Origin of the sequence: Pandoraea commovens (assembly GCF_024704525.1) — a bacterium.
Taxonomy (GTDB): domain Bacteria; phylum Pseudomonadota; class Gammaproteobacteria; order Burkholderiales; family Burkholderiaceae; genus Pandoraea; species Pandoraea commovens.
Genome location: NZ_CP102780.1, coordinates 1628893 through 1652252, shown reverse-complemented (window position 1 = coordinate 1652252; position 23360 = coordinate 1628893). Strand labels below are relative to the sequence as shown.

At 63.5% G+C, this 23360-nt stretch carries 23 protein-coding genes; 6 read left to right on the top strand and 17 right to left on the bottom strand.

Translation table 11 applies throughout. The features are described 5' to 3' along the window. Positions 1-2 precede the first annotated feature (2 nt). The 5 genes from NTU39_RS07950 to NTU39_RS07930 form a co-directional block, all read right to left on the bottom strand. Positions 3-218: a DUF3311 domain-containing protein gene (locus tag NTU39_RS07950; RefSeq protein WP_150577397.1), complete on the bottom strand. Its 216-nt coding sequence runs from the start codon at positions 216-218 to the stop codon at positions 3-5. A gap of 150 nt (positions 219-368) precedes the next feature. Then, positions 369-1802: an NAD-dependent succinate-semialdehyde dehydrogenase gene (locus NTU39_RS07945; protein WP_150665804.1), complete on the bottom strand. Its 1434-nt coding sequence runs from the start codon at positions 1800-1802 to the stop codon at positions 369-371. A 64-nt stretch (positions 1803-1866) separates the two neighbouring features. Beyond that, complete coding sequence (locus tag NTU39_RS07940; RefSeq protein WP_257959623.1) at positions 1867-3114, bottom strand: MFS transporter; 1248 nt, start codon at positions 3112-3114, stop codon at positions 1867-1869. 13 nt (positions 3115-3127) lie between these two features. Next, positions 3128-3643, bottom strand: coding sequence for a flavin reductase (locus NTU39_RS07935; protein WP_150665806.1), 516 nt, complete (start codon positions 3641-3643; stop codon positions 3128-3130). Between the two features lie 55 nt (positions 3644-3698). Continuing rightward, positions 3699-5063, bottom strand: a complete 1365-nt coding sequence (locus NTU39_RS07930; RefSeq protein WP_150665807.1) for an LLM class flavin-dependent oxidoreductase — start codon at positions 5061-5063, stop codon at positions 3699-3701. A 185-nt stretch (positions 5064-5248) separates the two neighbouring features. Between NTU39_RS07930 and NTU39_RS07925 the strand changes: the two genes are divergently transcribed. Both NTU39_RS07925 and NTU39_RS07920 read left to right on the top strand, forming a co-directional pair. Continuing rightward, positions 5249-5815 carry a helix-turn-helix domain-containing protein gene (locus NTU39_RS07925; RefSeq protein ID WP_046291224.1) on the top strand — a complete coding sequence of 189 codons (567 nt, stop codon included), beginning with the start codon at positions 5249-5251 and terminating at the stop codon, positions 5813-5815. 44 nt (positions 5816-5859) lie between these two features. After that, positions 5860-6561, top strand: coding sequence for an aspartate/glutamate racemase family protein (locus NTU39_RS07920; RefSeq protein ID WP_150665808.1), 702 nt, complete (start codon positions 5860-5862; stop codon positions 6559-6561). A gap of 64 nt (positions 6562-6625) precedes the next feature. On the opposite strand, the gene NTU39_RS07915 is transcribed toward NTU39_RS07920, so the two are convergent. From NTU39_RS07915 to NTU39_RS07880, 8 genes are all read right to left on the bottom strand, one after another. Beyond that, positions 6626-7120, bottom strand: coding sequence for a hypothetical protein (locus NTU39_RS07915; RefSeq protein ID WP_257959622.1), 495 nt, complete (start codon positions 7118-7120; stop codon positions 6626-6628). A 121-nt stretch (positions 7121-7241) separates the two neighbouring features. Continuing rightward, a complete protein-coding gene (locus tag NTU39_RS07910) occupies positions 7242-7829 on the bottom strand; it encodes a TetR/AcrR family transcriptional regulator (RefSeq protein WP_257959621.1) in 588 nt (195 codons plus the stop codon). A 189-nt stretch (positions 7830-8018) separates the two neighbouring features. Continuing rightward, positions 8019-9353 (bottom strand): four-carbon acid sugar kinase family protein, encoded by a 1335-nt coding sequence (locus tag NTU39_RS07905; RefSeq protein ID WP_257959620.1) that lies wholly within the window; start codon positions 9351-9353, stop codon positions 8019-8021. A 13-nt stretch (positions 9354-9366) separates the two neighbouring features. Next, positions 9367-10641 (bottom strand): ribulose-bisphosphate carboxylase large subunit family protein, encoded by a 1275-nt coding sequence (locus tag NTU39_RS07900; RefSeq protein WP_150665812.1) that lies wholly within the window; start codon positions 10639-10641, stop codon positions 9367-9369. Then, positions 10638-11192 (bottom strand): VOC family protein, encoded by a 555-nt coding sequence (locus tag NTU39_RS07895; protein ID WP_150665813.1) that lies wholly within the window; start codon positions 11190-11192, stop codon positions 10638-10640. The genes NTU39_RS07900 and NTU39_RS07895 overlap by 4 nt, the downstream gene beginning before the upstream one ends. A gap of 147 nt (positions 11193-11339) precedes the next feature. Then, positions 11340-13244: a TRAP transporter large permease gene (locus tag NTU39_RS07890; protein WP_257959619.1), complete on the bottom strand. Its 1905-nt coding sequence runs from the start codon at positions 13242-13244 to the stop codon at positions 11340-11342. 1 nt (position 13245) lies between these two features. After that, positions 13246-14298, bottom strand: coding sequence for a TRAP transporter substrate-binding protein (locus NTU39_RS07885; protein ID WP_150665815.1), 1053 nt, complete (start codon positions 14296-14298; stop codon positions 13246-13248). 58 nt (positions 14299-14356) lie between these two features. Continuing rightward, the gene (locus NTU39_RS07880) at positions 14357-15172 is read right to left on the bottom strand and encodes an SDR family NAD(P)-dependent oxidoreductase (RefSeq protein ID WP_150665816.1); all 816 of its coding nucleotides are present in this window, start codon (positions 15170-15172) and stop codon (positions 14357-14359) included. A gap of 211 nt (positions 15173-15383) precedes the next feature. Between NTU39_RS07880 and NTU39_RS07875 the strand changes: the two genes are divergently transcribed. Continuing rightward, a complete protein-coding gene (locus tag NTU39_RS07875; RefSeq protein ID WP_150665817.1) occupies positions 15384-16406 on the top strand; it encodes a LacI family DNA-binding transcriptional regulator in 1023 nt (340 codons plus the stop codon). Between the two features lie 69 nt (positions 16407-16475). Here NTU39_RS07875 and NTU39_RS07870 read toward each other — a convergent pair whose 3' ends face one another. Genes NTU39_RS07870 through NTU39_RS07860 form a run of 3 tightly spaced genes read right to left on the bottom strand, consistent with a single transcriptional unit; the run spans position 16476 to position 18569 of the window. Beyond that, positions 16476-17477, bottom strand: coding sequence for a CobW family GTP-binding protein (locus NTU39_RS07870; protein ID WP_150665818.1), 1002 nt, complete (start codon positions 17475-17477; stop codon positions 16476-16478). After that, complete coding sequence (locus NTU39_RS07865) at positions 17447-17794, bottom strand: hypothetical protein (protein WP_150660264.1); 348 nt, start codon at positions 17792-17794, stop codon at positions 17447-17449. Before NTU39_RS07865 ends, NTU39_RS07870 begins: the two co-directional genes overlap by 31 nt. A 1-nt stretch (position 17795) precedes the next feature. Continuing rightward, complete coding sequence (locus tag NTU39_RS07860) at positions 17796-18569, bottom strand: GntR family transcriptional regulator (RefSeq protein ID WP_150665819.1); 774 nt, start codon at positions 18567-18569, stop codon at positions 17796-17798. 116 nt (positions 18570-18685) lie between these two features. Between NTU39_RS07860 and NTU39_RS07855 the strand changes: the two genes are divergently transcribed. Both NTU39_RS07855 and NTU39_RS07850 read left to right on the top strand, forming a co-directional pair. After that, on the top strand, positions 18686-20083 hold the full coding sequence (locus NTU39_RS07855; RefSeq protein ID WP_217426179.1) for a dihydroorotase: 1398 nt from the start codon (positions 18686-18688) through the stop codon (positions 20081-20083). A gap of 93 nt (positions 20084-20176) precedes the next feature. After that, positions 20177-21667 (top strand): MFS transporter, encoded by a 1491-nt coding sequence (locus NTU39_RS07850; protein ID WP_217426180.1) that lies wholly within the window; start codon positions 20177-20179, stop codon positions 21665-21667. On the opposite strand, the gene NTU39_RS07845 is transcribed toward NTU39_RS07850, so the two are convergent. After that, a complete protein-coding gene (locus tag NTU39_RS07845; protein ID WP_150665821.1) occupies positions 21664-22377 on the bottom strand; it encodes a response regulator in 714 nt (237 codons plus the stop codon). The genes NTU39_RS07850 and NTU39_RS07845 overlap by 4 nt on opposite strands. A 296-nt stretch (positions 22378-22673) precedes the next feature. Here NTU39_RS07845 and NTU39_RS07840 point away from each other — a divergent pair, with 296 nt between their 5' ends. Then, complete coding sequence (locus NTU39_RS07840; protein WP_150665822.1) at positions 22674-23312, top strand: energy transducer TonB; 639 nt, start codon at positions 22674-22676, stop codon at positions 23310-23312. The last annotated feature ends 48 nt before the right edge of the window (positions 23313-23360 follow it).

Below are 23360 nucleotides of genomic sequence, written 5' to 3'. Positions count from 1 at the left end.
GCTCAGACTCCTTCCTGGCCGTGGTCGGCCGCCTCGAATCGCGCCCGATCCGCGTAATAGATGATCGCCATCACAATAGAGGTCAGCACGAGCGCCCCCGCCAGCCACGCCAGCAGAAACGGCATGCCGAGCACATACGGCGTGACGCGGTTGACGAAAAACGGACCTACCAGAACCGCCAATACTGGTAGGAGTGCTAAAAGATGTATGGACCGCATGAGCGTCTCCTGGTTTTTCCCGTTGCCTTGTCGGGCCGGTCAGGGCATCGCAAATTCAAAGCGCTTGAATGTGCGATAACCGCCGTCCGGCACGTCGTGTATGCGGTGAAGCGTGTCCCGTACGTTCACCGCGACAGATCCGTCGTCGGGTTACGCCGTCTCCATCAGGTGCGAGATGCTCTTGACGTGCGTGTAGCACTCAAGCCCCTCGGTGCCCCCTTCCCTGCCGTAGCCGCTGTCCTTCACGCCACCGAACGGAGTCTCGGAGACTGCCGAGACCAGATGGTTGATCGCGAGGTTGCCGACTTCGAGTTCGTCGCCGAGGCGGTAGGCGTTCGCCGCCGAGCGGGTGAACGCGTATCCCGCCAGCCCATAGGGCACGCTGTTGGCGCGCTCGATGGCTTCGTCGAGGCTATCGACGGGCACGATCAGCGACAGCGGGCCGAACGGTTCTTCGAGCATTGCGCGCGCATCCGACGGCACGTCGGCCAGCGCGGTGAACGGGAACACGTAGCCGGGGCCTTCGGCGCGAACGCCGCCGCACAGTACGCGTGCGCCGCGCGCTACGGCGTCGTCGACCAGCGAATGCAGTGCGTCCAGACGCCGCTGGTTCACCACCGGGCCAATGTCGCTCGACGATTCGAGGGCGTGACCCGCGCGAATCGCCGCGCCATGTCGCGCGAACGCCGCCGTGAAGGCGTCGTAGACTTTGCGATGGACGAAGAAGCGCGTGGGCGCCACACACACCTGACCGGCGTTGTTGAGCTTGCCCTTGACGCACGCAAGCGCCGCCGCTTCGGGGTCGGCGTCGTCGCACACGATGACCGGTGCGTGACCGCCCAGTTCCAGAATGGCGGGCTTCATGTACTTCGCCGTCAACCCGGCGAGATGCTTGCCGACCGGCGTGGAGCCCGTGAACGTGATGCCGCGCACCACAGGGCTTGCAATCAGATGTGACGAAATCGTCGCGGGGTCGCCGAACACGAGGTTGAACACACCGTCGGGCAAGCCTGCGTCCTGGAATGCCTGCGCCATCAGCACGGCACCGGCCGGCGTTTCTTCGGCCGCCTTGAGGATGATTGAGCAACCCGCTGCAAGCGCGCCGCCGACCTTGCGGGCGGGCGAACTCATCGGGAAGTTCCACGGCGTGAAGGCGGCGATTACGCCGACCGGCTCACGCACCACGGTGTGACGCATGCCCGGCTCGGCGGGAATGACCCGACCGTAAAGACGCTTGCCTTCGTTGGCATCCCACGTCATCAGATCGCAGCCGCGCAACACTTCTGCGCGGGCCTGCGCCAGCGTCTTGCCCTGCTCCAGCGAAATAGCGAACGCGATGCTCTCGACACGCTCCTTGAGCAACGCGATAGCACGCAGCATGATCTCGGTGCGCTGTGCAGGCGACGTGCGTCGCCAGACGCGCAAACCATGCTCGGCCGCAGCCAAAGCGTCGTCGAGGTCGGTGAGCGTCGCCGTCGGCACCGTGCCGATGGTCGTGCCTTCCGAGGGGTTCGTCACCGGCTGGCCGGGCGCAGCGCGCCATTGACCGCCGATCAGCATCTTGATGTCGGGATAGGAATACATTTCAACGTCTCGGGTTACTTGAGGTACGGAAGAAAAGAACTTCGTGCGCTATCGGGATATCGGGCTATCGCTTGCCACCGGCCATGCGCAGCGACGCCGGGTGCTGACGCAATCGCCACATCGCCACGCAGCCGAGGGCCGGTCCGATAGCGAGCACCCCCATGCCGCCCTGCCAGCCGAGGTGCGCCACGATCACCGGCACCAGCCGGATGCTGGCGAGCGTGAGCAAGAACCCGGCACACGTCTGTGCGGTGAGCAGCGTGCCAACCGACGTCGGGTCTGCCAGCTCCGCAACGGCCGCCGAAAACTGCGCCGAGTCTGCAATGACGGAGAAGCCCCACACGAAGGCGACACCCACAACAAGTGCAAGCGGTGCAGCAGGCAGCCAGCCGATCACAGCGGCGCACGTCGCGCTGAGCGCCATCGCCCCCATCGTGACGAGCGTTCGGCCCAGACGATCCGCGAGCATGCCGCCCGCCCACGCACCGACCGCGCCGAACGCGATCACCGCAAACGTCAGCATCTCGGCCTTCTCATGGAACTCCGCCACGCCGTGCAGTTGCAACGTGTATTGCAGGAACAGGCCGAGCCACGCCCACATGGCATACAGCTCCCACATGTGACCGAGATAGCCCAGATTCGCCAGCCGCACCGCCGGGTCGCGCCACGCCTGCGTGACCTTCGTGAAGTCGACGCGCGCCGCGCGCTTGATGTTCGGGCCGATCTCAGCGAAACCGATGGCTACGCCCGACGCCACGGCCAGCGTGGCCGCCGCGAGATAGACCCAGCGCCAGTCGAGATCTTGTAGGCCGCCCACCAGATGCGGACTCGCGGAGCCCAGCGTGAGCGCCGCGACCAGCAAGCCGATCAGCAAACCGAGGTCGGCTTTGGCCCACGTTGCCACAAGGCGGATGCCGACCGGATAGACACCGGCCATGCAAATGCCCGTGATCAGGCGCAGCAGAATCACCAACGGCCCGGTCGGCGGCAGCACGGCCAGTGCACCGGTCGAGAGCGCCGCCATCAGCGCCGACGCCGCGAAGATCCGACGCAGATCGTACCGGTCGGGCAGCGCGAGCGTGGCCGACACGACCGTGCCGATCACGAACCCGAGCTGCACCGCACCGGTGAGCATCGCCTCGTCCCCCGAGGCAATTGCCTGCGTGCGCTTGATCAGCGCGACGGCGGTCGTCGACGAAAACCAGACGCCCATCGCCGCCACTTGCGCCAGCAGCACGATCGCCAGTGAGGCGACCTTGCCGTCGGGTGCGCCGTGTTCGCGCAGGGTGCGCAGGGTGGACGGAGACTTCATGGGCAGTGCGTCCTCAGGCGGAGACCGCTTGCGCGACCATGCCGACGCGGTGGAAACCGCGTGCGAAATAGATCAGGCCGTCGAGCGCCGCTGCCGAGCGCGCCGCCTTCACTTCACAGAAGAAGACCGTGTGCGTGCCAACTTCGGTGATCGACGACACTTCGCAGTCGAGCACGCTCACCGCACCTTGCAGCGCCGGCGCGCCGGTGTGCAGGGTGTCCCAGTCGCCGCTGGCGAAACGCGTTTCGATCGACAGATCCTTCGTCGCAAACTGCATGGCGATGTCGCGCTGGTCGGCCGACAGCACGTTCACGCACAGGCGTGCGTTCTCGCGCATCACGGCGTTGTTGCGGCTCGCCCGGTTGATGCAGACGAGCAGCGTGGGCGGATCGTCGGTGACGGCGCACACGGCAGAGGCGGTGCATCCGGCCAGCCCGCCAGGGCCGTCGGTGGTGATGACGTTGACGGCCGCACCCAGGCCAGCCATCGCTTCGCGGAAGATCGATTTGTCCACCGTGCTCTTGTCCATTTCCTTCACCTCGTTCAATACGTGCCTACGTGACGGTTCGCTTTCACGGGGACGCTTACTTCGCGCCCGAGCGGTACTGCGCAGCGCTGTGCGTCTGCGGCAGACGGTCATGACCGAAGAGCTTCTTGCGGTACGTGCCGTCGCCGTACGAGGTCTTGTACGCGCCACGCTCCTGCAACAGCGGCACCACGAGGTCGATCACGTCTTCGAAGCACTCCGGCACGACGGTGCGCGAGAGGTTGAAGCCGTCGATACCCGTTGCCTCGCTCCACGCCATCATCTGGTCGGCAATGGTCTGAGCCGAGCCGATCCACGGCGTCTGGCGACTGCCGAGCACCATCTGTTCGAGCAGCTTGCGGCGCGTCCATTGCGGACCGGCGGCGCGCGTCATGGCCGTGACGTTCGACACGATGGCCTGGCTCTTGCCGGTATCGATCGGTTCGTCGATGTCGTACTTGGCGAAGTCGATGCCCAGCGACGCAGCTGCATGTGCGAGAGCGCCTTCCGAGCTGACGTAACGACGATACTCCTCGAACTTCTCTTTTGCCTCAGCGTCGGTGCGGCCGACGATGGGCGTCGCGCCCATGAAGACCTTGACGTCGCTCGCTTGGCGGCCGTACTTCACAGCCTCGGCGCGGATCGTGTCGACGATCTCCTTCACGCCGTCCATCTTCTGGCCGTTCACGAAGACGCACTCGGCGTGGGTGGCCGCGAACTGGCAACCGCGCGGCGACGAACCGGCCTGATACAGCACTGGCGTGCGTTGCGGCGACGGGGCGCTCAGGTGCATCGCGTCGACCTTGTATTGCTTGCCGTGGTGATGGATCACGCGCACCTTCGACGGATCGGCGTAGACGCCCCCTGCGCGGTCGGCCAGCACGGCGTCGTCGTCCCAACTGCCTTCCCACAGCTTGTAGACGAGCGACATGTACTCGTCTGCCAGGTCGTAGCGGTCGTCGTGCGCGATCTGTCCTTCGATGCCGATGGCGCGCGCAGCGCTATCGAGATAGCCCGTCACGATGTTCCAGCCGATACGCCCGCCCGTCAGGTGATCGAGCGTCGACATGCGGCGCGCGAACAGGAACGGCTGCTCGTAGGTCAGGTTGGCCGTGACACCGAAGCCGAGGTGTTGCGTGGCGGCAGCCATGGCCGGAATCAACATGAGCGGATCGTTGACCGGGACTTGCACGGCGTTGCGCAGCGCGGCGTCGGCGTTGCCGCCATAGACGTCATACACGCCGACCACGTCGGCGAAGAACATCCCGTCGAAGAGCCCCTTTTCCAGCTTCTTCGCGTAGTCGACCCAGTATTGCAACTCGCTGTAGCGCGTGGATTGATCGCGGGGATGCGTCCACAGACCTTGCTGGATATGACCCACGCAGTTCATCTCGAAGGCGTTCAGTCGAATTTCACGGGGCATGTTGACTCCTTGTCTGCAACAAATTAGGGGCGGGACCAATGCGGTTCGATCCGTTGTTGCTGTTTACTATAGTAGACGTTTGACTACGATCAAAAATATTTCAGATGGGGGTAAACGCTAAATTTCCGGGTCGTGATAGAGGTGACTTGTATAATTTCGCAACCCGAAACCCTTGGAATCTCTGCATGACTCCCCCGATGGTGGACCCGACGCCCGCGATTTCGCATCGCATTCGTATCGAGCGCGAATCCCGCGGCTGGTCGTTAGGCGATCTGGCTGAGCGCTCCGGTGTCTCGAAGGCGATGATCAGCAAGATCGAACGTGGCGCTGCCAGCCCGACGGCTGCACTGCTCGGTCGTCTCTCGGGCGCATTCGGTCTGCAACTGTCGATGCTGCTTTCGCTCGCCGAACAATCCGGAGAGCGTTTGAGCCGCGAAGCCGAGCAACTGGTCTGGCAGGACCCGGAGACGGGCTATCTGCGCCGCGCCGTGTCACCGCGCAATGGCGGCATGCTGGAGTTGCTGGAAGTGACGTTGCCGCCGGGCGTGAACGTGTCGTATCCGTCGTCGGCCTTCACGTTTCAGCATCAGCAGATCTGGGTGCGCAAGGGAACGCTCACGTTCGAGGAAGGCGAGTTGACGTATGAACTCAAGGAAGGAGACTGCCTTCAGCTCGGACCGCCCGCACCGTGCACGTTCCTCAACGCAGGCAAACAACCTTGCGTCTACGTTGTGGCACTGGTGCGTCGTTAAGCCCACACTCAGCGGACATCGTCTTTACCGAACAAGGAATATTCATGCGCACTATCGGCTTGATCGGCGGCATGAGCTGGCAATCCAGCGTGGAGTACTACCGCATCGTCAACGAGGCGGTGCAGGCGAGGCTCGGCCCGCTGCGCTCAGCGCAGACACTGATGTTCAGCGTGGATTTCGGTCCGATTGAGCGTGCCCAGCATGAGGGACGCTGGGATGACGCCGGTGTGATGTTGCGCGACGCGGCGATGCGTCTGGAAGCAGGCGGCGCGGACTGTGTGGTGCTGTGCACGAACACGATGCACAAGCTGGCGAACTACATCGAAGACGCGGTCTCGATCCCGCTCATCCACGTGGCCGATCCAGTCGGACATGCCGCAAAGGCACGTGAGATTACCTGCGTCGGCCTGCTAGGGACCGCGTTCACGATGGAGCAGGATTTCATCAAGTCACGGCTGCAGCAGAAGTTCGGACTCGACGTGCTGGTGCCGGACAGCGACGACCGCGCCGCCGTGCATCGTGTGATCTACGACGAACTTTGCGTGGGCATCGTCAGCGATGCGTCGCGCGCCGTCTATCTGGACGTGATGCAACGGCTCGCCGCACGCGGCGCACAAGCCATCATCCTCGGCTGCACCGAGATTTCGCTGCTAGTGAAGCCGGAACACACCGACCTGCTGCTGTTCGACACCACCGAATTACACGCGATGGCAGCGGTCGACTTCGCGCTCGACGCCGTCGCCTGACATTGCAACGGGAGAGCGTCGAATCGATGTCGACGCCCTCCCACGCGTTTCGTCACGTTGTCGCTTACGCGCGGCTACGTTGCGAACGAAGCCACAGGAATTGCACGATCGAGCCGAGCACGAAGATGCCCAGCCACGCGCCGAGTGCGCCGCGCACGAGCGGCGACTCCGGACCGCTCGCGAGCGGATGGCTCGCAGGCAGTCTCGTCAGCGTCTCATTGATCCCCGGCACCAGCAGCAAAAAGAAGCTGAACCCGAAAGCGAACTGGGAGAGGTACGGGCGCACACGTCCCAGAAAATCGATCTTCGGGATGAGCAAACCACCCAGCGTCGCGAGCAACGCCAGAATGCCCAGCGCATGGCCGACGTTGAATCCACCCGTGCTCGATAGCCCGAACGACGTGAGCACCGAGATCAACATTCCGACGAGATAAAGCTGGCCGGAGCGATTGGCCGGATCGATCTTTCGATAGCGAACGAAGCTGGAGATGCCCGCTGCGAACGTCACGACACTGATGGCGGTATGCACCGCGCCCAAGGTGGAAATAGGATGAGGCATGGAGGGATTCCTTCGACCGACTAGTTGGTTGGTTTGATACTTCAAAAAGTGGGCGCAATTGCGCCCTTATCTGCATGCTCGTCCGAACGATGTTCAGTCGGTCGGCGTCATTTCTTCAAACTCACTTCTTCGAACTCAAGCGACTGATCGCCACTTGTGCGATCGCCTGAAACGAATCCGCGCTTCCCAATACCCGCGCCGTCAACATCGCGCCGTGCACCGTGGACATGAACGCCTGCGCCTCGACCAGCGCGCTGCCGTTCAACCGGAACTGCCCCTTCTCCACACCGGCTTCAAGCACCGATGCGAGCCATGCCGTCAGATCGTCGAAATAGCGACGCACCTCGTCGGCGATCTCCGTCGGGATCATCGGCAATTCCGCCGCCAGCATGGCGCAGATGCACATGGGCATCGAACCGTCGCGAATGCACTCCGCCCAGTAATTCGTGTAGGCAGTGAGACGCGCCGTCGGATCGACCACATGCCGATCGAGCGCCGCCAGCCCGTCGCGCGCCTGCTCGCGATGCCGCTTGACCACCGTCAGCACCAGATCTGCTTTGCTGGGGAAGTGGTGGTGAATGCTGGCCTTGCCGATATTCACCCGCTCAGACAGATCGGCGTAGCTGAACCCGTGATAACCGCCCGCCGCCAGCAGTTGCTTCGTGTGCTCTGCGATTTCGGTCGCCCGGGGAGACAGCTCGACGCTCATAGTCCTTAACTCGATTAGACGAAATGGCGTGAAGCCGTGCCTCACGCGAGGGTTTGACACCGGTGACGGCGTCCAATGGCAGCCAATCTACTAGTTGGTTGGTCGCGCGTCAAGTGCCCCCCCCGATCGTGCGTCGCCATACGTTGTGCGGCTTGCTTGACTCATGGTGCCTGAATCATGCGGCTAAACTCACGCGCCGTACACCAGCCGCTCGAAGAGATCCTCCCCGCCCATCTGCCCGCCCTTGAGCAGAATCTCCATGCCGTCGAACGACGGCACATCGCTTTTCAGACGACACAGCGGCGCACCCGGCGCGAGTGCCCCGGCATGCGTCAGTCCCCAGGCATCGAGCGCCCGCATGCCGTGGCTGGACGTATCTCCTCCCGCAATGCCCATGCGCGACACCGGCACTTCGCGCAGCACTTGTGCGAGCAATCGTCCTCCGGCTTGCGCGAGCCGTAGCGCGTTGATCGTGCCCTCGTTCGCCGTCGCCCCCTGAGAAGGGACGGTGCACGCCAGCGTATGACGCCCAGCTCGGAGATGTTTCACGAGCTCTAAGGCCGCCGACGCGCAGTATTGCCCATCCGCTTGCGTCAATCGCACGGCATCGAGACGCACGATCTCGAACGACTTTGCTGCGGCCACTTGTGCTGCGGTCACGGGCGAAAGACTCCCCGCCAACACCAGCACCGGCCCGCAAGCCGCCGCGACACCCGTCGACGTCACCGTCGCGCGTTGCGGCATGGCGCTCGCTAGCGCCTGCGTCACGCTGCTCGGGCCGACGGCCAGTAGCGGCGCGTGTTCGGCCGCCGTCCAAAGCTGCGCCCCGATTTCACCCAAGTCGCTTTGTCGCGCGACATCCCACAGCACGTGTCTCACGCCTGCTTCGCGCAACGCGAGCAAGCGCGCGGACGACGCGTGCGTGGCATCGGCGTCATAGCTCGTCCACGGAATCAGCCCGATGCCTTCCAGTCCCTGCCCCGCAAGATGCCGCCGCAAATCCGCTTCGCTCATCGGGGTGACCGGGTGGCGACTCATCGTCGGATGCCGGTCGATGCGGAATACGCCGCCACCCGCGCCAGCCGCTGCAAAGAGATTGCCGAACAGACAGAAGCGTTGCAGGTTCGGCTGACCGCCGACGATCGCCACCCACGGGCTGGGCATTGCCGCAGACAGCAGCCGCACGGCCTCTCCGATGCTGCCGACGTCCGGCGCGCTGTCGAACGTCGAACAGGTCTTGTAGTGCAGCACGCGCGGTTGAAGGCGTCGCGCGAGGTCGGCCACCGGCGCGAGTTCGTCGCGCATTTGCATCGGCGCCAGCGAGCGTGCGATGCCCGCGATGCCCAGACAGTCGATCTCGCCCAGCGAGGCCAGACGCGCCTCGGTCGGCGGCGCGAGCAACAACATGCTGCGCAATCCCGCTTGCGCAGCGGTCGCGAGCGTGTCCGTCGCACCGGTGAAATCGTCGCCGTAATAGAGCAGATGCGGACGATGCCGTTCGGTCGCTTTCGATTCGATGACCATGTCGTCCTACCGATCAGCGACCGAAGAAGCGCAACGCCGACGCGAGCGGCGACGACTGCTTCGCGGCGTCCTCAAGGCTGTGCCCCTCGCGAACGGCTCGCCATGCATCGCGCAGGCTTTGCACGCCCGCCGCAGGACCTTCCGGGTGCGCCAGAATGCCGCCGCCCGCCATGAACAACAGATCGTCGCGCCCCACCGCGCGCCAGGTCGCCGGGACGGTGCCCGCCCACTGCCCCGAGGAAAACGCGGGCATAACGATGTCCGCCTCACCAGCGGCGTTGCCCTCGGCCAACGGCCGGTAGCAGTCGTGCGCCGACTCGATGACCTCCTCGTCGGCTTGCGCAAACTTGCCTTGCAGACCGTGCACGTGCATGTGATCGACGCCCGCGAGTCGCCAGAGCGTCTGGTACGCCTGAAAGCCGATGCCGAGCAGCGGGTCGCGCGACATCGCGCCGTAGCCGTTGCGATGTGCGTGGATCGCGAGGTCGGTGTGACGCCGCAACGTCTGCACCGCGGAAAAGCCGCACCAGTTCAGGCTCACCATCACGCAGTTGCCGCCCTCTCGCTTCACGAGATCGGCGTGGCGACGCATCGCATCCGTCTCGTCGGTGATGTTGAACGCCACCATGACCTGTTTGCCGGTGCGCTCACGATGTTCGCGCACAGCAGCCATTACCGCCGGTACGCGCTTGGCGAGCGGCGCATGCACCGGGTCGGCGCAGACCTCGTCGTCCTTGATGAAATCGACGCCTGCCGCGCACAGGCGCGCCACCAGCGCGGCCGTATCCTCGGCGCTCATGCCGACGTTCGGCTTGAGAATCGTGCCGACCAGCGCGCCGCTCGACACGCCCGTTGCCGCACGCGTGCCTGCGATGCCATAGCGCGGGTATTCGAACTGCTCGCGATACGCTGCAGGCAGCGAAACGCGCTCCAGCCGCATGCCGGTGACTTCGCCCAAATCGTAAAGATTACCCGCGAGCGTGGCCGCCAGCGTCGGCAGGTTCGCGCCGACGTTATCCGTCGGGAATGCGATGCGCACACGCGCACGGTGCCACGGGCCGCGAATGCCCTTGCGTTCGAGATAGGCGTTGGGCAGCGACGCCGTCGCGACCTCGCCCACCGTCTCGACCGACTCGACGATGGCGCGCGCGCGCTCGCGCAGCGCATCGGTCTCGCCCTCCACTCGCGTGAACGTGCCGCACGACTGCTCGCCTGCCATCACTTCGGCAACCGCGCGCGGATCGAGTGGCGTCTCAATCAGATAGGTCGCATTCAGCATCGGACTCATAGCTTCGACAGATCAGGAAAGACACGCACCGGGTCACGGCCATCCCAATCGGCAGCCGCCTCGCGAATCATGCGAAAGAGTGTGCCCTTCGGGCCAGCCACTTCCGACAGCTCGATGGTCGTTCCCGGATGACACCCCGGGTCCGCGTCGCGATCTTCGAAGTAGACGAAGCGTCCGTTCTCGCCCACTTCGCCGCTCATGCAGACCTTGAAGCCTGCCGCCTGCGCGCGCGCCAGATCCTCGTCGAAGTTGTCCGTCCAGTACGCCACGTGCTGCGCGCCGGTGCGCCCGGCGCTGAGGAAGTCGCGATACATCGACGGTACGTCGTTGCGAATTTGCAGCAGCTCGATCTGGAGGCCGCCCGCATTGGCGAGCGCGACCGAATTGTGTGGTTCGAACGACTCGCCGCGATACGTGTAGTTACGGATCGGCACCTTGGGGTTGTAGTACCAGGGGCCGACACCGAGAACGTCGGACCAGTAGGTCATTGCCGCCTCGATATCGGGCACGAGGTATGCCACCTGACGAATCTCGCCGAAGAATCTGCTCATGGGTCGTCCCTTGTTCTTTGCTGTGACGTTCGTGTTGCGTGCGTCACCGCGCGTGCGAGGACCTTCCTCGCTCACCGGATTCGCGATTGTGTTGAATGTGTTTTTGTGTGACAGCCGAGTGGGCTGCGTTCCTTTGTGTGCTGCTGCTCAGCGCAGGAAGCCCGTCGAAATCCACGGAATCGCCGCGACGCAGATCAACCCGATCACGAGCGCGACGAGGTAGCCCCAGATCGCACGCATGCCCTTTGCCGGATCGACCTTGCCGATGGCACACGCCGCGTAGTACCCGACACCGAACGGCGGTGCGAACAGCCCCAGGCCCATCGACAGCACGACCACCATGGCGTAGTGCACCTCGTGCACGCCGACGGCGCGCGCAATCGGGAACATCAGCGGCCCGAACAACACGATGGCCGGAATCCCTTCGAGCACGCTGCCCAGCACGATGAACGCGACCACCGACACGGCGATAAAGCCTGCTGCGCCACCCGGCATGCGCTCCATCGCCGACGCGAGATCCTGCGCGAAGCCCGATTGCGTCAGCCCCCACGCCATGCCCGTCGCCGCCCCGATGATGAAGATGATGGCCCCCGAGAGCGCCGCCGTTTCGATCAGCATCGGCAACAGACGCCGCGCGTCGAACTGTCGGTAGACGAACAATCCCGCCAGCACCGAGTAGGCAATGCCGATGGTCGACACTTCGGTGGCCGTCGCCACGCCTTCGACCACCGCCGCACGAATCACGAACGGCAACGCCACGGCAGGCAGTGCGTAGACGAAGGCCTTCATCACCGCACCCTTCTTCGCCTTCTCGACACCGGACAGATCCTCATGGCGATAGCGCCACCAGACCACGCAGCACAGCGCCACGCCCAGTACGACACCCGGCAACAGGCCGCCCGTGAACAACGCCGAGATCGACACGCCCGTCACCGAACCGATGGTAATCAGCACAATCGACGGCGGAATGGTTTCGGTCTGTGCGCCCGTGGTCGAGAGCAACGCCACGAGATCGCCCGGATCTGCGCCACGTTTTTTCATCTCCGGGAACAACACCGGCGCGATGGCGGCCATGTCGGCAGCCTTCGACCCGGAGATGCCCGAGACCAGATACATCCCGCCGATCAGCACATAGCTCAGCCCGCCGCGCACGTGGCCGAGCATGCTCGCGAGGAACTGCACCATCGCACGCGCCATGCCGGTCATCTCGATCAACAGCCCGAGGAAGACGAAGAGCGGCACGGCCAGCAGGATCAGATGCGACATCCCCTCGTCCATGCGACCGACGAGCACGACCAGAGGCGTGGTCGTGGTGAGTGCAAGGAACCCGAACGTCGCCAGTGCGAAGGAGAAGGCAATCGGCACGCCAGCAAATACGCATGCCCCGACGACGCCCGCGAAGAAGATCACCAGATTCCAGCGACCGAGCGGTTCGAGCGATGGCCCCAGCAGCCAGAAGCCCGCACACACGACAGCGACGACCACCATCGCCTGCACCGTGCGCCACGCAGGCGCTGCGCGCAGCAGTCGCAGCACGCTCACGAGCAACATCAGCGCCATGCCCACCGGCAAGGCGGCGGCGCGCCACGCGTTGCTGATTTCCATGGCCGGTGTAACGACGAACGCTTCCTCCGACGCGTATTCGTACGCCGGATGCACGATCAGCAGCAGGAAAGCCATCGCGGCGGCAATCGCCAGCATGTCGAGAAACGCGCGTGTCCCCGGCGACGCCTTGCCGACGAACGCCGTCATGCGCATGTGTTCGCCGCGCCGCAACGCCACGACCGCGCCGAGCATCGACATCCAGAGAAAAAGGATGCCTGCGAGTTCGTCGCCCCAGACGAGCGGCGCATGGAACACGTAACGCGCGATCACCCCCGCGAGCATGACGACGATGTCCGCCAGCACGAGCAATGCCGCTGGGATCTCCGTCAGCCAGCCGATAGCGCGATCGAGAGCCGACACAAACGCGCGCCAGCCGTGTGCTGGGGTATCGACGTCAGCGGCATGGAGCCCTGACGCGGCAGACGGATGCGCAGGACGCGGCGTCATATCAGGCCACCTTGCCTGCGGTCGCTTCGAGCAACGCCCAGGCTTCTGCACCGAACTTCTTCTGCCATTCGGCGTAGTACCCCGACTTTTGCAACTGCGCGCGGAACGTTTCCGGAGACGCCGAATTGAAGGCTAGCCCCTTGCTCGCCAGTTCGTTTTGCAGGCCGGTGTTGAGCGCGTAGACATCTTCGCGCTGCTTGATGGCGGCTTCGTTGAACGCGCGTGCGACGATGGTCTTCAGATCGTCAGGCAGGTTTTTCCAAGACCGGCCGTTGACGACGAGGTGATAGCCGTCCCAGCTGTGATTCGTGATGGAGCAGAACTTCTGCACCTCATAGAGCTTCGCCGTCTGGACGATGGCGAGCGGGTTTTCCTGTGCGTCCACCACGCGCGTTTGCAGCGCGGAGTAGACCTCGCTGAATTGCAGACTCGTCGGCGAGGCTTGCAGCGATTTGAACAGCGAGATGCCCATCGGGCTGACCGGCACACGGATCTTCATGCCGGAAAGGTCGTTGGCTTTCGTGATCGGCTTGTTGCCGCTCGTGATCTGACGGAAGCCGTTGTCCCACATCTTCTCGAAGGTGTAGAGACCGGTCTTCGCAAAGGCCGCGCGGATGGTGTCGCCGAGCTTGCCGTCAACGGCATGCCACACCTGGTCGTAGTTGGAGAACGCAAAGCCGACGGCCGTGATCGCGCTGATCGGCGCGAGCGTTGCAATCACCATCGTGCCCGCGTTGAAGATGTCGATCCCGCCGTTGCGCACCTGAGCGAGCATGTCCGTGTCGCCGCCCAACTGGTTGTTGGGAAACACGCGCAGTTCCATCCGTCCCTTGCTCTCAGCGGCGATGCGCGCCGCGACTTCCTGCGCGCGCACGTTCAGCGGATGGCTGACGGGCAGATTGTTGCCGTACTTGAACACGTATTGCGGCGTAGCAGCGCGTGCGGTGCGCGGGAGCACACCCGTCACACCGGCAACACCGGCCACGCCCAATGCGGGCAGCGCAGACAGCGCGCGCAGTACGTTGCGACGGCCTTGTGAAGTTGAACTGGTCATCCGGTTGTCTCCTGATATTGTGGTTTTCGTCTCGTCACTATTGTCGATTGCACCGCAGTCAATTGCATCGTACGTGCATGCCGCCGTCGACCAGCAGCTCTACGCCGTTGATGTAGCGCGCCTCGTCCGACGCCAGGAACACGGCGGCGTTCGCGACATCCCAGCCGTCGCCCATGCGCCCGGTCGGCGAGAGGCGATTGCGCGCCTCGACCATCGCCTGCGTGTTGTCGTAGAAGCCGGAAATCTGCTGATAGATGTGCGGCGTGTCCATCACGCCGGGCAGGATGCAGTTCGCGCGAATACCGCGAGCGGCGTATTGCAGCGCCACACTCTGCGTGAGCGAATTGACCGCGCCTTTGGACGCCGCATAGGCGCAATAGGCATACCCCGTCCAGCGGACGCCACCGAGCGCACCGATGTTGACGATGGCGCCGCTCCCCTGCGCTTCCATCGTCGGCAGCACGGCCTTGCACGTCAGGAACATGCTCTTGACGTTGACCGCCATCACGCGGTCCCATACCTCTTCGGTGGTTTCCACCGGGCCGCCCTGCGACGTGATGCCCACGTTGTTGTGAAGAATGTCGATGCGTCCGTAGGTTTCGATGGCGGCGGCGACCGCTTGCTGGACGTCGGTCCAGCGAGTGACGTCGGCGGCCACGGCGATGGCGTCGTGGCCTTCACCGGCGATGACGTCGCGCGTGATATCGGCCGCCTGCGCCTCGCGATCGATGGCGACCACCCTCGCGCCCTGTCGCGCATAAGCCACTGCGGCGGCCTTGCCGTTGCCCCAGCCGTCGCCGACCGAACCGGCACCGAATACCAACGCCACGCGGCCCTCCAGCCGACGCGACGTCGACACCTCTGCTCCTGCCATCACTCGTCTCCTGTTCCTTTCCTGTTCTTTTCGCACCGATCTTGCGATGCGTTTCGATGCGTTTCAATGCGCTATGAAGTCGTACGATAGGGGGCAAACCGGCAATCGACCAACCCGATTTCATGATGCGATTTGATGTGCTTTGATGAAGTATGCTGCGTTTGTCACGATCATCGAAACACTCAGCGGACTCACTTCCATGCGACGAAATATGCCCAATCTCGCGGATATCGCCCGAATGGCGGGCGTCTCGACCGCCACGGTCGACCGGGTGCTGCATCGCCGGGAAGGCGTGCGTCAGACGACGGTTCAGCGCGTATTGCTCGCCGCGAGCGAACTGAAGTATTTGCCCGAGCAGGATCTGGAGGCAGTACGCCTGTCTCCGCCGACGCAGTTGCTGTTCGTGCTGCCCGACCGGAGCAGCAAGTTTCTGCGCATGCTCGGCGAGTGGGTGCAATGCTCGCAAACGCAATGGGCACCGTACAACGTCAACTGCCGGGTGCAGTTCATTCAGGGGTTCGATCCGGATGCGATGGCGTCGGCATTGCTGGGGCGTGGACGCGGCTGCGATGGCGTAGCGTTCATGCCGCTCGAACACCCGAAGGTGCGCGAAGCCGTCGACACGCTGGCCGACGAAGGCGTCGCGGCCGTCACGCTGGTCTCCGATCTGTCGCATTCGCGGCGCATCGCGTATGTGGGACTCGATAACGGTTCGGCGGGACGCACCGCGGCGTATCTGATTGCCCGGTTCGTCGGTCAGAAGCGACACGCAAAAGTGGCGCTGATTGCCGGGTCGCTCAGCTACAAGGCACACGTGGAGCGCGAGGCCGGGTTCTTGCAGTTGTTTTCCGAGCAGTACCCGCAGATGCAGGTCGTCGGGCTGCGCGAGGGCTACGACGACGAGCTGGTCAACTACCGCCAGACGCGCGCGCTACTCGAACAACATCCCGATCTCTCCGCCATCTACAACATTGGCGGCGGATCGGAAGGCGTGGGACGCGCGCTCAAGGAAGTGAGCAAGGAACACAAGGTGGTGTTCATCGGCCACGGTCTCACGCCGGATACCCGGGCCATGCTGATCGACGGCACGATGGACGCCGTCATCACCCAAAGCCCGCAGAGCGCCATCATGAACTGCGTGCGCATCTTCGCGAACCTGCGCGAAAAGCGCGACCTGTCCGCCGGTGTGGAAGCCAGCCGCAGTCAGGTGATCTTTCGAGAGAACTTGCCGTAGAAGTCGCGCGACGATGTCGAGCGCGCAATTCGACGGGTTGTCGGCCTTGCGCACTCGATATCGTTGTCGTTACTGCATCGTCAGTCGACTGAAACCGGCGTCGATCATCCCGGCATTGGCGAACCGGTGAAGAGATTCGAGAATGCGCGATTTCTCCAGCCCGTCGGTAATGAACACCAGCCGCGACGTCGACGCCTCCCCTTCGATTTGCGGCAGATGGCTGGGCGGATAGACGCGGTGACGCACGCCCTGCACCACGAGTTGCCCCGGCGTCGAGCGTATCGACAGAACCGACTTGAAGCGCAGAATGCGGTCGCCGTGACGATTGAGCAGCGCGGTGAGCCAGACGGAGAACGTCGCCCAGTCGAGCGACGTGTCGAGCGCGGTGGAAAAGCTCTGCACCGAACTCGTATGGACATGCGCGCCTGTCTGACGTGACGAGACGTCACCGATGACCGAAGCCTCGCCCGGTGCGAAGAGCGCCTCGGGCACTTCGCTGGTCATGATGGCGCACGCAGGATTCACGGCGCGAACCGCATCGACGAGTGCGCTCAGACGACTCTCGTCCAACAGATCGGTCTTGGTGATGGCCACACGATCGGCCGCCGCGAGTTGTGCTGCCGCCTCCGGATAGCGCGCGAGCGACGCGATGCCTTCCAGCGCGTCGAACGTCGTGACACATGCGCCCACGCGAAGGTATTCGTCGAGATTTTCGTCGGACAGCACGGTGCCCAGTATCGGGCCGGGGTCGGCCAGACCGCTGGTCTCGATGATGATGCGCTCCAGTTCCGGCAACTCACCGCGCGCGCGACGGGTCAGGATGTCCAGCAATGTCTCACGCAGATCATCGAGTACCGTGCAGCACAGGCACCCATTGGCGATGGTCGCAATCTCCGAATTCAGGTGCAACGTCAGGCGATCGTCAATCGATTCGCGCCCGAACTCGTTGATGATGACCAGTGTCGACGCTGGCGGCCGCTGCGCCAGATAACGCTTGAGCAGCGTAGTTTTACCGCTGCCGAGAAAGCCGGTGACGATATTCAGTTCGAGACGCGGTACGAGTCTGACCATAGCGATTGCGCGACCGTGAAGTCGCTCTCCAGCGGATCGATAAAGGTGTGACCAAGATGCTCGGCAACGCGCCAGAGCGACGACAGATCGGACGCGAGTTGACGACGCCCGCTCGTGTCTTCCACGCTGTACGATTCGCCGTCCCAGTCTTCGGCTGTCAGACCGTGCGGGCGCAGAATGCGGTTGATGAGCCGCAGCCGACGTGCGCGTTCGCTGCGATTCTCCAGAATGCCAGCGGCCACGGAATGCTGACCCATCGGGTCGGCGGCGTCCGTCCAGTGTTCACTCACGCCAAAGACGGCACAGACTTCACACATCTCAAGATCCTCCGGAAAACCCCGGCACGTTCGCCTGCGCGCCGACGGTCATGCTGCCGAGCGCACTGAGCGAGATGTACTCGGTCACGCGTTTGCGTGCGAGATTGGTATGCGAGGCCGCCAGCTCGTCTGCGCGCTCGGCGTCGCGCGTGCGAATGGCCTCCAGAATTTCGCGGTGCTCGCGCAGGATGTTGTTCAGATGTGCCTGTCGCGCCGCCTGCGTCGGGAAGGTTTCGTAGCTCATCGCCAATCGCGCGATCCGCAGGTTTTCCGTCAGCAGATTCGCGTAGATCTTGGCGAGCACGCGATTGCCGCAGGCATTGCCGATGGCCAGATGCAGTTCCCAGTTGCCGTCGATCATGCCGTTGACGTCCTCCTTCTCATGCGCCGTCTCGAAGGCCACCACCAGCGTCTCGATGCGCGCCAGATCCGCCTGCGTGCGTCGCAGCGCCGCCAGCCGCGTCGTTGCGCGCTGCGTCAACTCGAATGCCTCCAGATGCTCCTGCAACTGCGGGATATCCATCGACGACACCCGCGCGCCCCGGTTCGGCAGGATCGAAATCAGCCCTTCCGCGGCCAGACGAATCATGGCTTCGCGTAGCGGCGTGCGCGAAATGCCCAGTTCGTCGACAAGCGCCTGCTCGTCGATGTCGTCGCCCGGGTGCATCTCCAGCGAGACGATGCGATCGCGCAACAACTGGTAGGCCTTCGAAGCCCCGGAACCCTTGACGTGTTTGGTCGCCGCGTCCTGAGCGACCTCTGCTTTCTTGCGCATGGTGAGACGTGAAGTGATCGATTGGCAGCCAGTGTAGCGAACATTCCCCACTTGACACAATAATTTTATACACAAACAATTTGTCGTGTATTTATTGTGTATTTTTGGAGAATAAGATGAATCAGGAACCGCTGGATCTCTTGATAACGCGCGGTCGGGTGCATACCCCTGAAGGGTTTTCGACGCTGAACATCGGCGTACGAGGCGGAAAAATCGTGGCGCTGACGGACGACGCGAACACGCCGCCGGCGCTGCGGACCATCGACGCTGGCGGTCTGGACGTACTGCCGGGGCTTTGGCACGTGCACTGTCACTTCCGCGAGCCGGGACACACCTACAAGGAGGATTTCACGTCGGGCACCACGGCCGCCGCTGCTGGGGGCATTACGTTCTGCATCGACATGACGAACAACGATCCCCATCCGACGACCCTCGAATCGTTCATGCTCAAGCGGGAAACCATCGCGCCGAAAGCGCTGGTCGACTATGCGCTTTACGGCGGTGGGCTATACCCGAAAACCGTGGAAGCGCTCGCCGAAGCGGGCGCCATCGGCATCAAAGTGTTCAACACGCGGCACGTGAAGGAGGTGTATCCGTACATCTCCGAATTGGGCGTGGTCGACCACGGCATCCTGCACGAGCTATACGAAGCGGTCGCCGACAAGGGGCTGCTCTGCGCGGTGCACCACGACGATAGCGAATGGTGCAAACGACTGACGTTTCGCGATTACATCAACCCGGGCAAGACCAGCAATCGCGACTACATGGAGGCGTACGAGCGCGGTTACATGTACGGCCACGGGATGGCGGCGGGGCTGGCGGCGTCGATTTACTACGCGCGACTGACGGGTGTGCGCCTGCATGTCCTGCACATGGGCGTCATGCCGCCGGGTGCCAACGAGCTGGTGCGACAAGCCAAGGCGCAAGGACAGGACATCTCCGGCGAGATGGAATCCGCGACTTTGTTCATGACGCGCGCTCAGGCGGAGAAGGTCGGACCCGGTGCCTATGCGTGGGCGTATGCCCCGGAGCGCCATTGGGAGGCGGTACACGACGGCACGGCCGACATGCTGGTGGGGGAACATGCACCGCATACGCTTGAAGAAATCACGCCGGGTTGGAAAGACAACTTCTCCGTGCCGTTGGGCATTACGGGCGCACAGGAATTTATTCCGCTGGTGCTCAACGCCGTGAATGCGGGAAAGTTGACACTTCAGGACGTTGCACGCCTTTGCGCGGAGGCCCCTGCCAAACGCTTCGGCCAATATCCGAAGAAGGGGCGCATCCAGTGTGGCGCCGACGCCGACTTCACCATCGTCGACATGTTGCAGGAACAGACCTTTACCGTTGCCGACATGCATACGAAGGCGGGCTACACCGCCTGGGAAGGCATCCATACGACGGGTATGCCGGTCTACACCATCGTGCGCGGTGAGACGGTCATGGACCACGGCAAGATCGTCGGCACACCGGGACACGGCCAGTTCCATCCGGGCATCGGCGCTTCCGCCTGACACGCACCGACGCAACGAAACAAAGCGAAACGCAACGATTTCTCATGACACCGGTGCCGGCACTGCGTCCGGCCCTCACTGACAGACCAGAACATGACGACCTCTCGATTCGACTCTCGCCCGGGCGGCGATGCTGGCCGGATGTCCGGTGGCAACGCGACGTCCGCGACCTCGACAGCCTCGGCGTCCGGCGCCCGTGACGCCCTGCGGACTTCGACGCTCACCCAGCAGGACATTGCCCGGCGGCTCGACCGTCTGCCGGTTTCGCGCTTTCACCTGACGGTGCTGGTCGTCGCGGCGCTCTCGCTGTTCTTCGATACGCTCGACACGGTCATTACCGGCTTCGTCCTGGCGACCTTGCGACCGCTATGGGGATTCGATGCGGCCACCATCGGTGTGATCTCGGCCATCGGTCTGGGCGGCTATCTTGTAGGGTCCGCGCTCGCCGGATTTGCCGCCGACCGATACGGCCGCAAGAAAATGATCATGCTCACGCTGGTGCTGTATTCGCTGTTTTCCGCGTCGCGCGGACTGGTCAGTGACGTATGGTCGTTTGCCGCATTGAACTTCTTCACGTGGCTGTTCGTGGGCGCGGAGAGCTCGATTGTTCCGCCCTACCTGGCAGAACTCTGGCCGACGCGCGTACGTGGCAAGCTGGGGGGCTGGATGATGGGCTTCTTCGCGCTGGGGATTGCCGTGTCGCCGATCTGGGCGCTGAACATCATCCCGCACTGGGGCTGGCGTGCCGCGCTCTTCCTGACGTTGCCTTTCGCCATCGTCGTCGGACTGATGCGTTCGGGCCTGCCCGAGTCGCCGCGCTGGCTGCTGCGTCGCGGGCGTGCGGCCGAAGCGGAAGCCGTGCTGGCGTCGATCGAACAGCGCGTGGGACGTCGCCTGCCGGACGAGGCCGTTGTGCCTGGCGCTGCGACGACAGCCTCCGTAGTCGATGCCAAGCCCGCGAAGACTTGGACCGCACGCGACCTGCTCAGCCCGCGCTTTCGCAAGGTGACGCTGATGCTGTGGGCCACTTGGTTTGCCGAGTACGGCGTGCTCTACACATTCATGACGTTCGTGCCGACGCTGCTTGCGATGGAGGGCTTCAGCATCGTCAAGTCGTTCGAGTTCTCGATTGCGATTTACGCGTCGGTCATTCCGGGGTATGTGTTCGGCGGCTACGTGGTCGACTGGCTCGACCGCAAGCCGACGGCCATCCTCGCCTTCATCGGCACCGCCATTTTCGGCACGTTGTTCGGCATGTCGACAACATCCACCACGCTCATGGCGTTCGGCGGACTGACGTCGTTCTGTCTGGCGCTCGGCTCCACCGCCATTTACAGCTACACGCCCGAACTGTATCCGACGGAGATTCGCGCGACGGGGATGGGCCTCGCATCGGCATGGGGGCGCGCAGGCGCGATCCTGTTGCTTCTGGTCTTCGGCGTCTTCGCCGTGCTCAAAGGCAAGCTGTTCGTGTTCGTGATCAGCGACGTAATTCTGCTGGTCGCTGCGATTTGCATCGCGCTTTTCGGCCCGTCGACCAAAGGCAGGTCGCTCGAAGACGCCTCCACGGGCGGGTCGGACTAACTCTCCGTTTGTGCGCGCACGTCGAGCATATAACCTTCGCCGCGAATCGTGCGCAGCAAGCGCGGCTCCTTGATGTCTTCGCGCAGTTTGTGCCGCAGCCTCGATATCTGGACATCGATGCTGCGGTCGAACGCATCGATGGACTTCCCCCGTGCCGTATCCATCAGGTACTCGCGGCTGAGCACACGCCCCGGTGCGGAAAGAAACGCATTGAGCAGCCGGAACTCCGCATTCGAGAGCGGGATGACGGTGTTGTCCGGGGCAATGAGATGGCGGCCGATCAGACTCAGACGCCATCCCGCAAATTTCCGCTCGTCCTTCTGCTCGGTCACCGATTTCGCCTGCGCTTTCGTGCGACGCAGAATCGTCTGGATTCGCGCCACCAGTTCGCGCGGCTCGAAAGGCTTCACGACATAGTCGTCTGCGCCGAGTTCAAGCCCCACGATCCGGTCGGTCATCTCGCCGCGCGCCGTGAGCATGATGATCGGGATGTCCGACGTCGTGCGCAGCTCCCTGCATAGCGTGAGCCCATCGCTGTCCGGCAGCATCAGGTCGAGCACGACGATGTCGATGTCGCTGTGCTCCAGCACCCGGTGCATCTCCTCGCCGTTGGCCGCCTGCATGCAGGTCATGCCGAAGTCGGCAAGGCAATCGCAAAGCAGACTGCGGATTTGCGCATCGTCGTCGACGACAAGTACGTGCGTTGCCATGATGATTTTCCTTTTCTAGTCTCCGACACGTCGGGGCGTTCTTCTGCGTCCCTTCCCCACGCCCGGCGTCTTTATGCCCTCACGTCCCCGATTATCCGCGAGGAACGTGCAGGCATTCTTGCGGCATTGTTGCAGTCCTGAAACATTTGGTGGGCAGGCCCATTCATCGACTACGCGTCGCCTTCGCCTCGTCCGCGCTATGTATCAAACCCGATACAAAGTCGAGATGAACCAGAAATACCCGCGCCGTAACGTGACTCCACACAAGACATAAGCAGGCAGGAGACACGTAGTCCATGAATTACGCCCAACCCAAACCGCCCGCCCGGAGACTGCTCGGTATCGGTGTTGCACTGCTGCTGCACGCCCTGATTCTGTACGCCTTGCTCAGTGGCCTCGCCACCCGGGTCGCGACGATCATCCAGGCGCCCATTGAGACACGAATCATCGAGGAGATCAAACCGCCTCCTCCGCCGCCCCCGCCACCGCCGGTGAAGAAGATCGCACCCGCGCCACGCCCCGTCGTCCAGCCCAAGGCTTACGTGCCGCCGCCCGAAGTGCCGGTGCAGAGCGCGCCGCAACCGAACGCTATCGCGGCGCAGGCCGACAAGCCCGTCGACACCGCCCCGGTTGCGCCGCCCGCACCGCCCGTAAGCAAGCCCGTGCCTGCCAACGTTGGCGTCGTCTGCCCGAACTCGGCCCAAGTGCGCGCCGCTATCCGTTATCCGCGAGAAGCCCAGCGCGACAACATCACGGGCAGCGTGCTCGTCGAGTTCGTGGTCGGCACCGATGGACAGATCAAACAGCTTCGCGTCGCCCGTTCCGCAGCGCCTGTGCTGGACCGCGCTGCCGAGAACGCCGTGCGCCAGTTCCAGTGCGTTGCACAAGGACAGGAGGTCCGCGTGCAAGTCCCGTTCGATTTCCAACTCAATTGAGGCTGTGCTCAACAGCCCATCTTCCACCCTGATTTACGTCGAGGAGAC

Excerpts from the sequence above, each read along its gene's own strand:
- NTU39_RS07945 (WP_150665804.1), bottom strand. The coding sequence starts at position 1,802 with ATGTATTCCTATCCCGACATCAAGATGCTGATCGGCGGTCAATGGCGC.
- NTU39_RS07845 (WP_150665821.1), bottom strand. The coding sequence starts at position 22,377 with ATGGCAACGCACGTACTTGTCGTCGACGACGATGCGCAAATCCGCAGT.
- NTU39_RS07925 (WP_046291224.1), top strand. The coding sequence starts at position 5,249 with ATGACTCCCCCGATGGTGGACCCGACGCCCGCGATTTCGCATCGCATT.
- NTU39_RS07920 (WP_150665808.1), top strand. The coding sequence starts at position 5,860 with ATGCGCACTATCGGCTTGATCGGCGGCATGAGCTGGCAATCCAGCGTG.
- NTU39_RS07900 (WP_150665812.1), bottom strand. The coding sequence starts at position 10,641 with ATGAGTCCGATGCTGAATGCGACCTATCTGATTGAGACGCCACTCGAT.
- NTU39_RS07905 (WP_257959620.1), bottom strand. The coding sequence starts at position 9,353 with ATGGTCATCGAATCGAAAGCGACCGAACGGCATCGTCCGCATCTGCTC.
- NTU39_RS07930 (WP_150665807.1), bottom strand. The coding sequence starts at position 5,063 with ATGCCCCGTGAAATTCGACTGAACGCCTTCGAGATGAACTGCGTGGGT.
- NTU39_RS07840 (WP_150665822.1), top strand. The coding sequence starts at position 22,674 with ATGAATTACGCCCAACCCAAACCGCCCGCCCGGAGACTGCTCGGTATC.
- NTU39_RS07910 (WP_257959621.1), bottom strand. The coding sequence starts at position 7,829 with ATGAGCGTCGAGCTGTCTCCCCGGGCGACCGAAATCGCAGAGCACACG.
- NTU39_RS07880 (WP_150665816.1), bottom strand. The coding sequence starts at position 15,172 with ATGGCAGGAGCAGAGGTGTCGACGTCGCGTCGGCTGGAGGGCCGCGTG.
- NTU39_RS07885 (WP_150665815.1), bottom strand. The coding sequence starts at position 14,298 with ATGACCAGTTCAACTTCACAAGGCCGTCGCAACGTACTGCGCGCGCTG.
- NTU39_RS07895 (WP_150665813.1), bottom strand. The coding sequence starts at position 11,192 with ATGAGCAGATTCTTCGGCGAGATTCGTCAGGTGGCATACCTCGTGCCC.
- NTU39_RS07855 (WP_217426179.1), top strand. The coding sequence starts at position 18,686 with ATGAATCAGGAACCGCTGGATCTCTTGATAACGCGCGGTCGGGTGCAT.
- NTU39_RS07865 (WP_150660264.1), bottom strand. The coding sequence starts at position 17,794 with ATGTGTGAAGTCTGTGCCGTCTTTGGCGTGAGTGAACACTGGACGGAC.
- NTU39_RS07850 (WP_217426180.1), top strand. The coding sequence starts at position 20,177 with ATGACGACCTCTCGATTCGACTCTCGCCCGGGCGGCGATGCTGGCCGG.
- NTU39_RS07890 (WP_257959619.1), bottom strand. The coding sequence starts at position 13,244 with ATGACGCCGCGTCCTGCGCATCCGTCTGCCGCGTCAGGGCTCCATGCC.
- NTU39_RS07875 (WP_150665817.1), top strand. The coding sequence starts at position 15,384 with ATGCCCAATCTCGCGGATATCGCCCGAATGGCGGGCGTCTCGACCGCC.
- NTU39_RS07860 (WP_150665819.1), bottom strand. The coding sequence starts at position 18,569 with ATGCGCAAGAAAGCAGAGGTCGCTCAGGACGCGGCGACCAAACACGTC.
- NTU39_RS07950 (WP_150577397.1), bottom strand. The coding sequence starts at position 218 with ATGCGGTCCATACATCTTTTAGCACTCCTACCAGTATTGGCGGTTCTG.
- NTU39_RS07870 (WP_150665818.1), bottom strand. The coding sequence starts at position 17,477 with ATGGTCAGACTCGTACCGCGTCTCGAACTGAATATCGTCACCGGCTTT.
- NTU39_RS07935 (WP_150665806.1), bottom strand. The coding sequence starts at position 3,643 with ATGGACAAGAGCACGGTGGACAAATCGATCTTCCGCGAAGCGATGGCT.
- NTU39_RS07940 (WP_257959623.1), bottom strand. The coding sequence starts at position 3,114 with ATGAAGTCTCCGTCCACCCTGCGCACCCTGCGCGAACACGGCGCACCC.
- NTU39_RS07915 (WP_257959622.1), bottom strand. The coding sequence starts at position 7,120 with ATGCCTCATCCTATTTCCACCTTGGGCGCGGTGCATACCGCCATCAGT.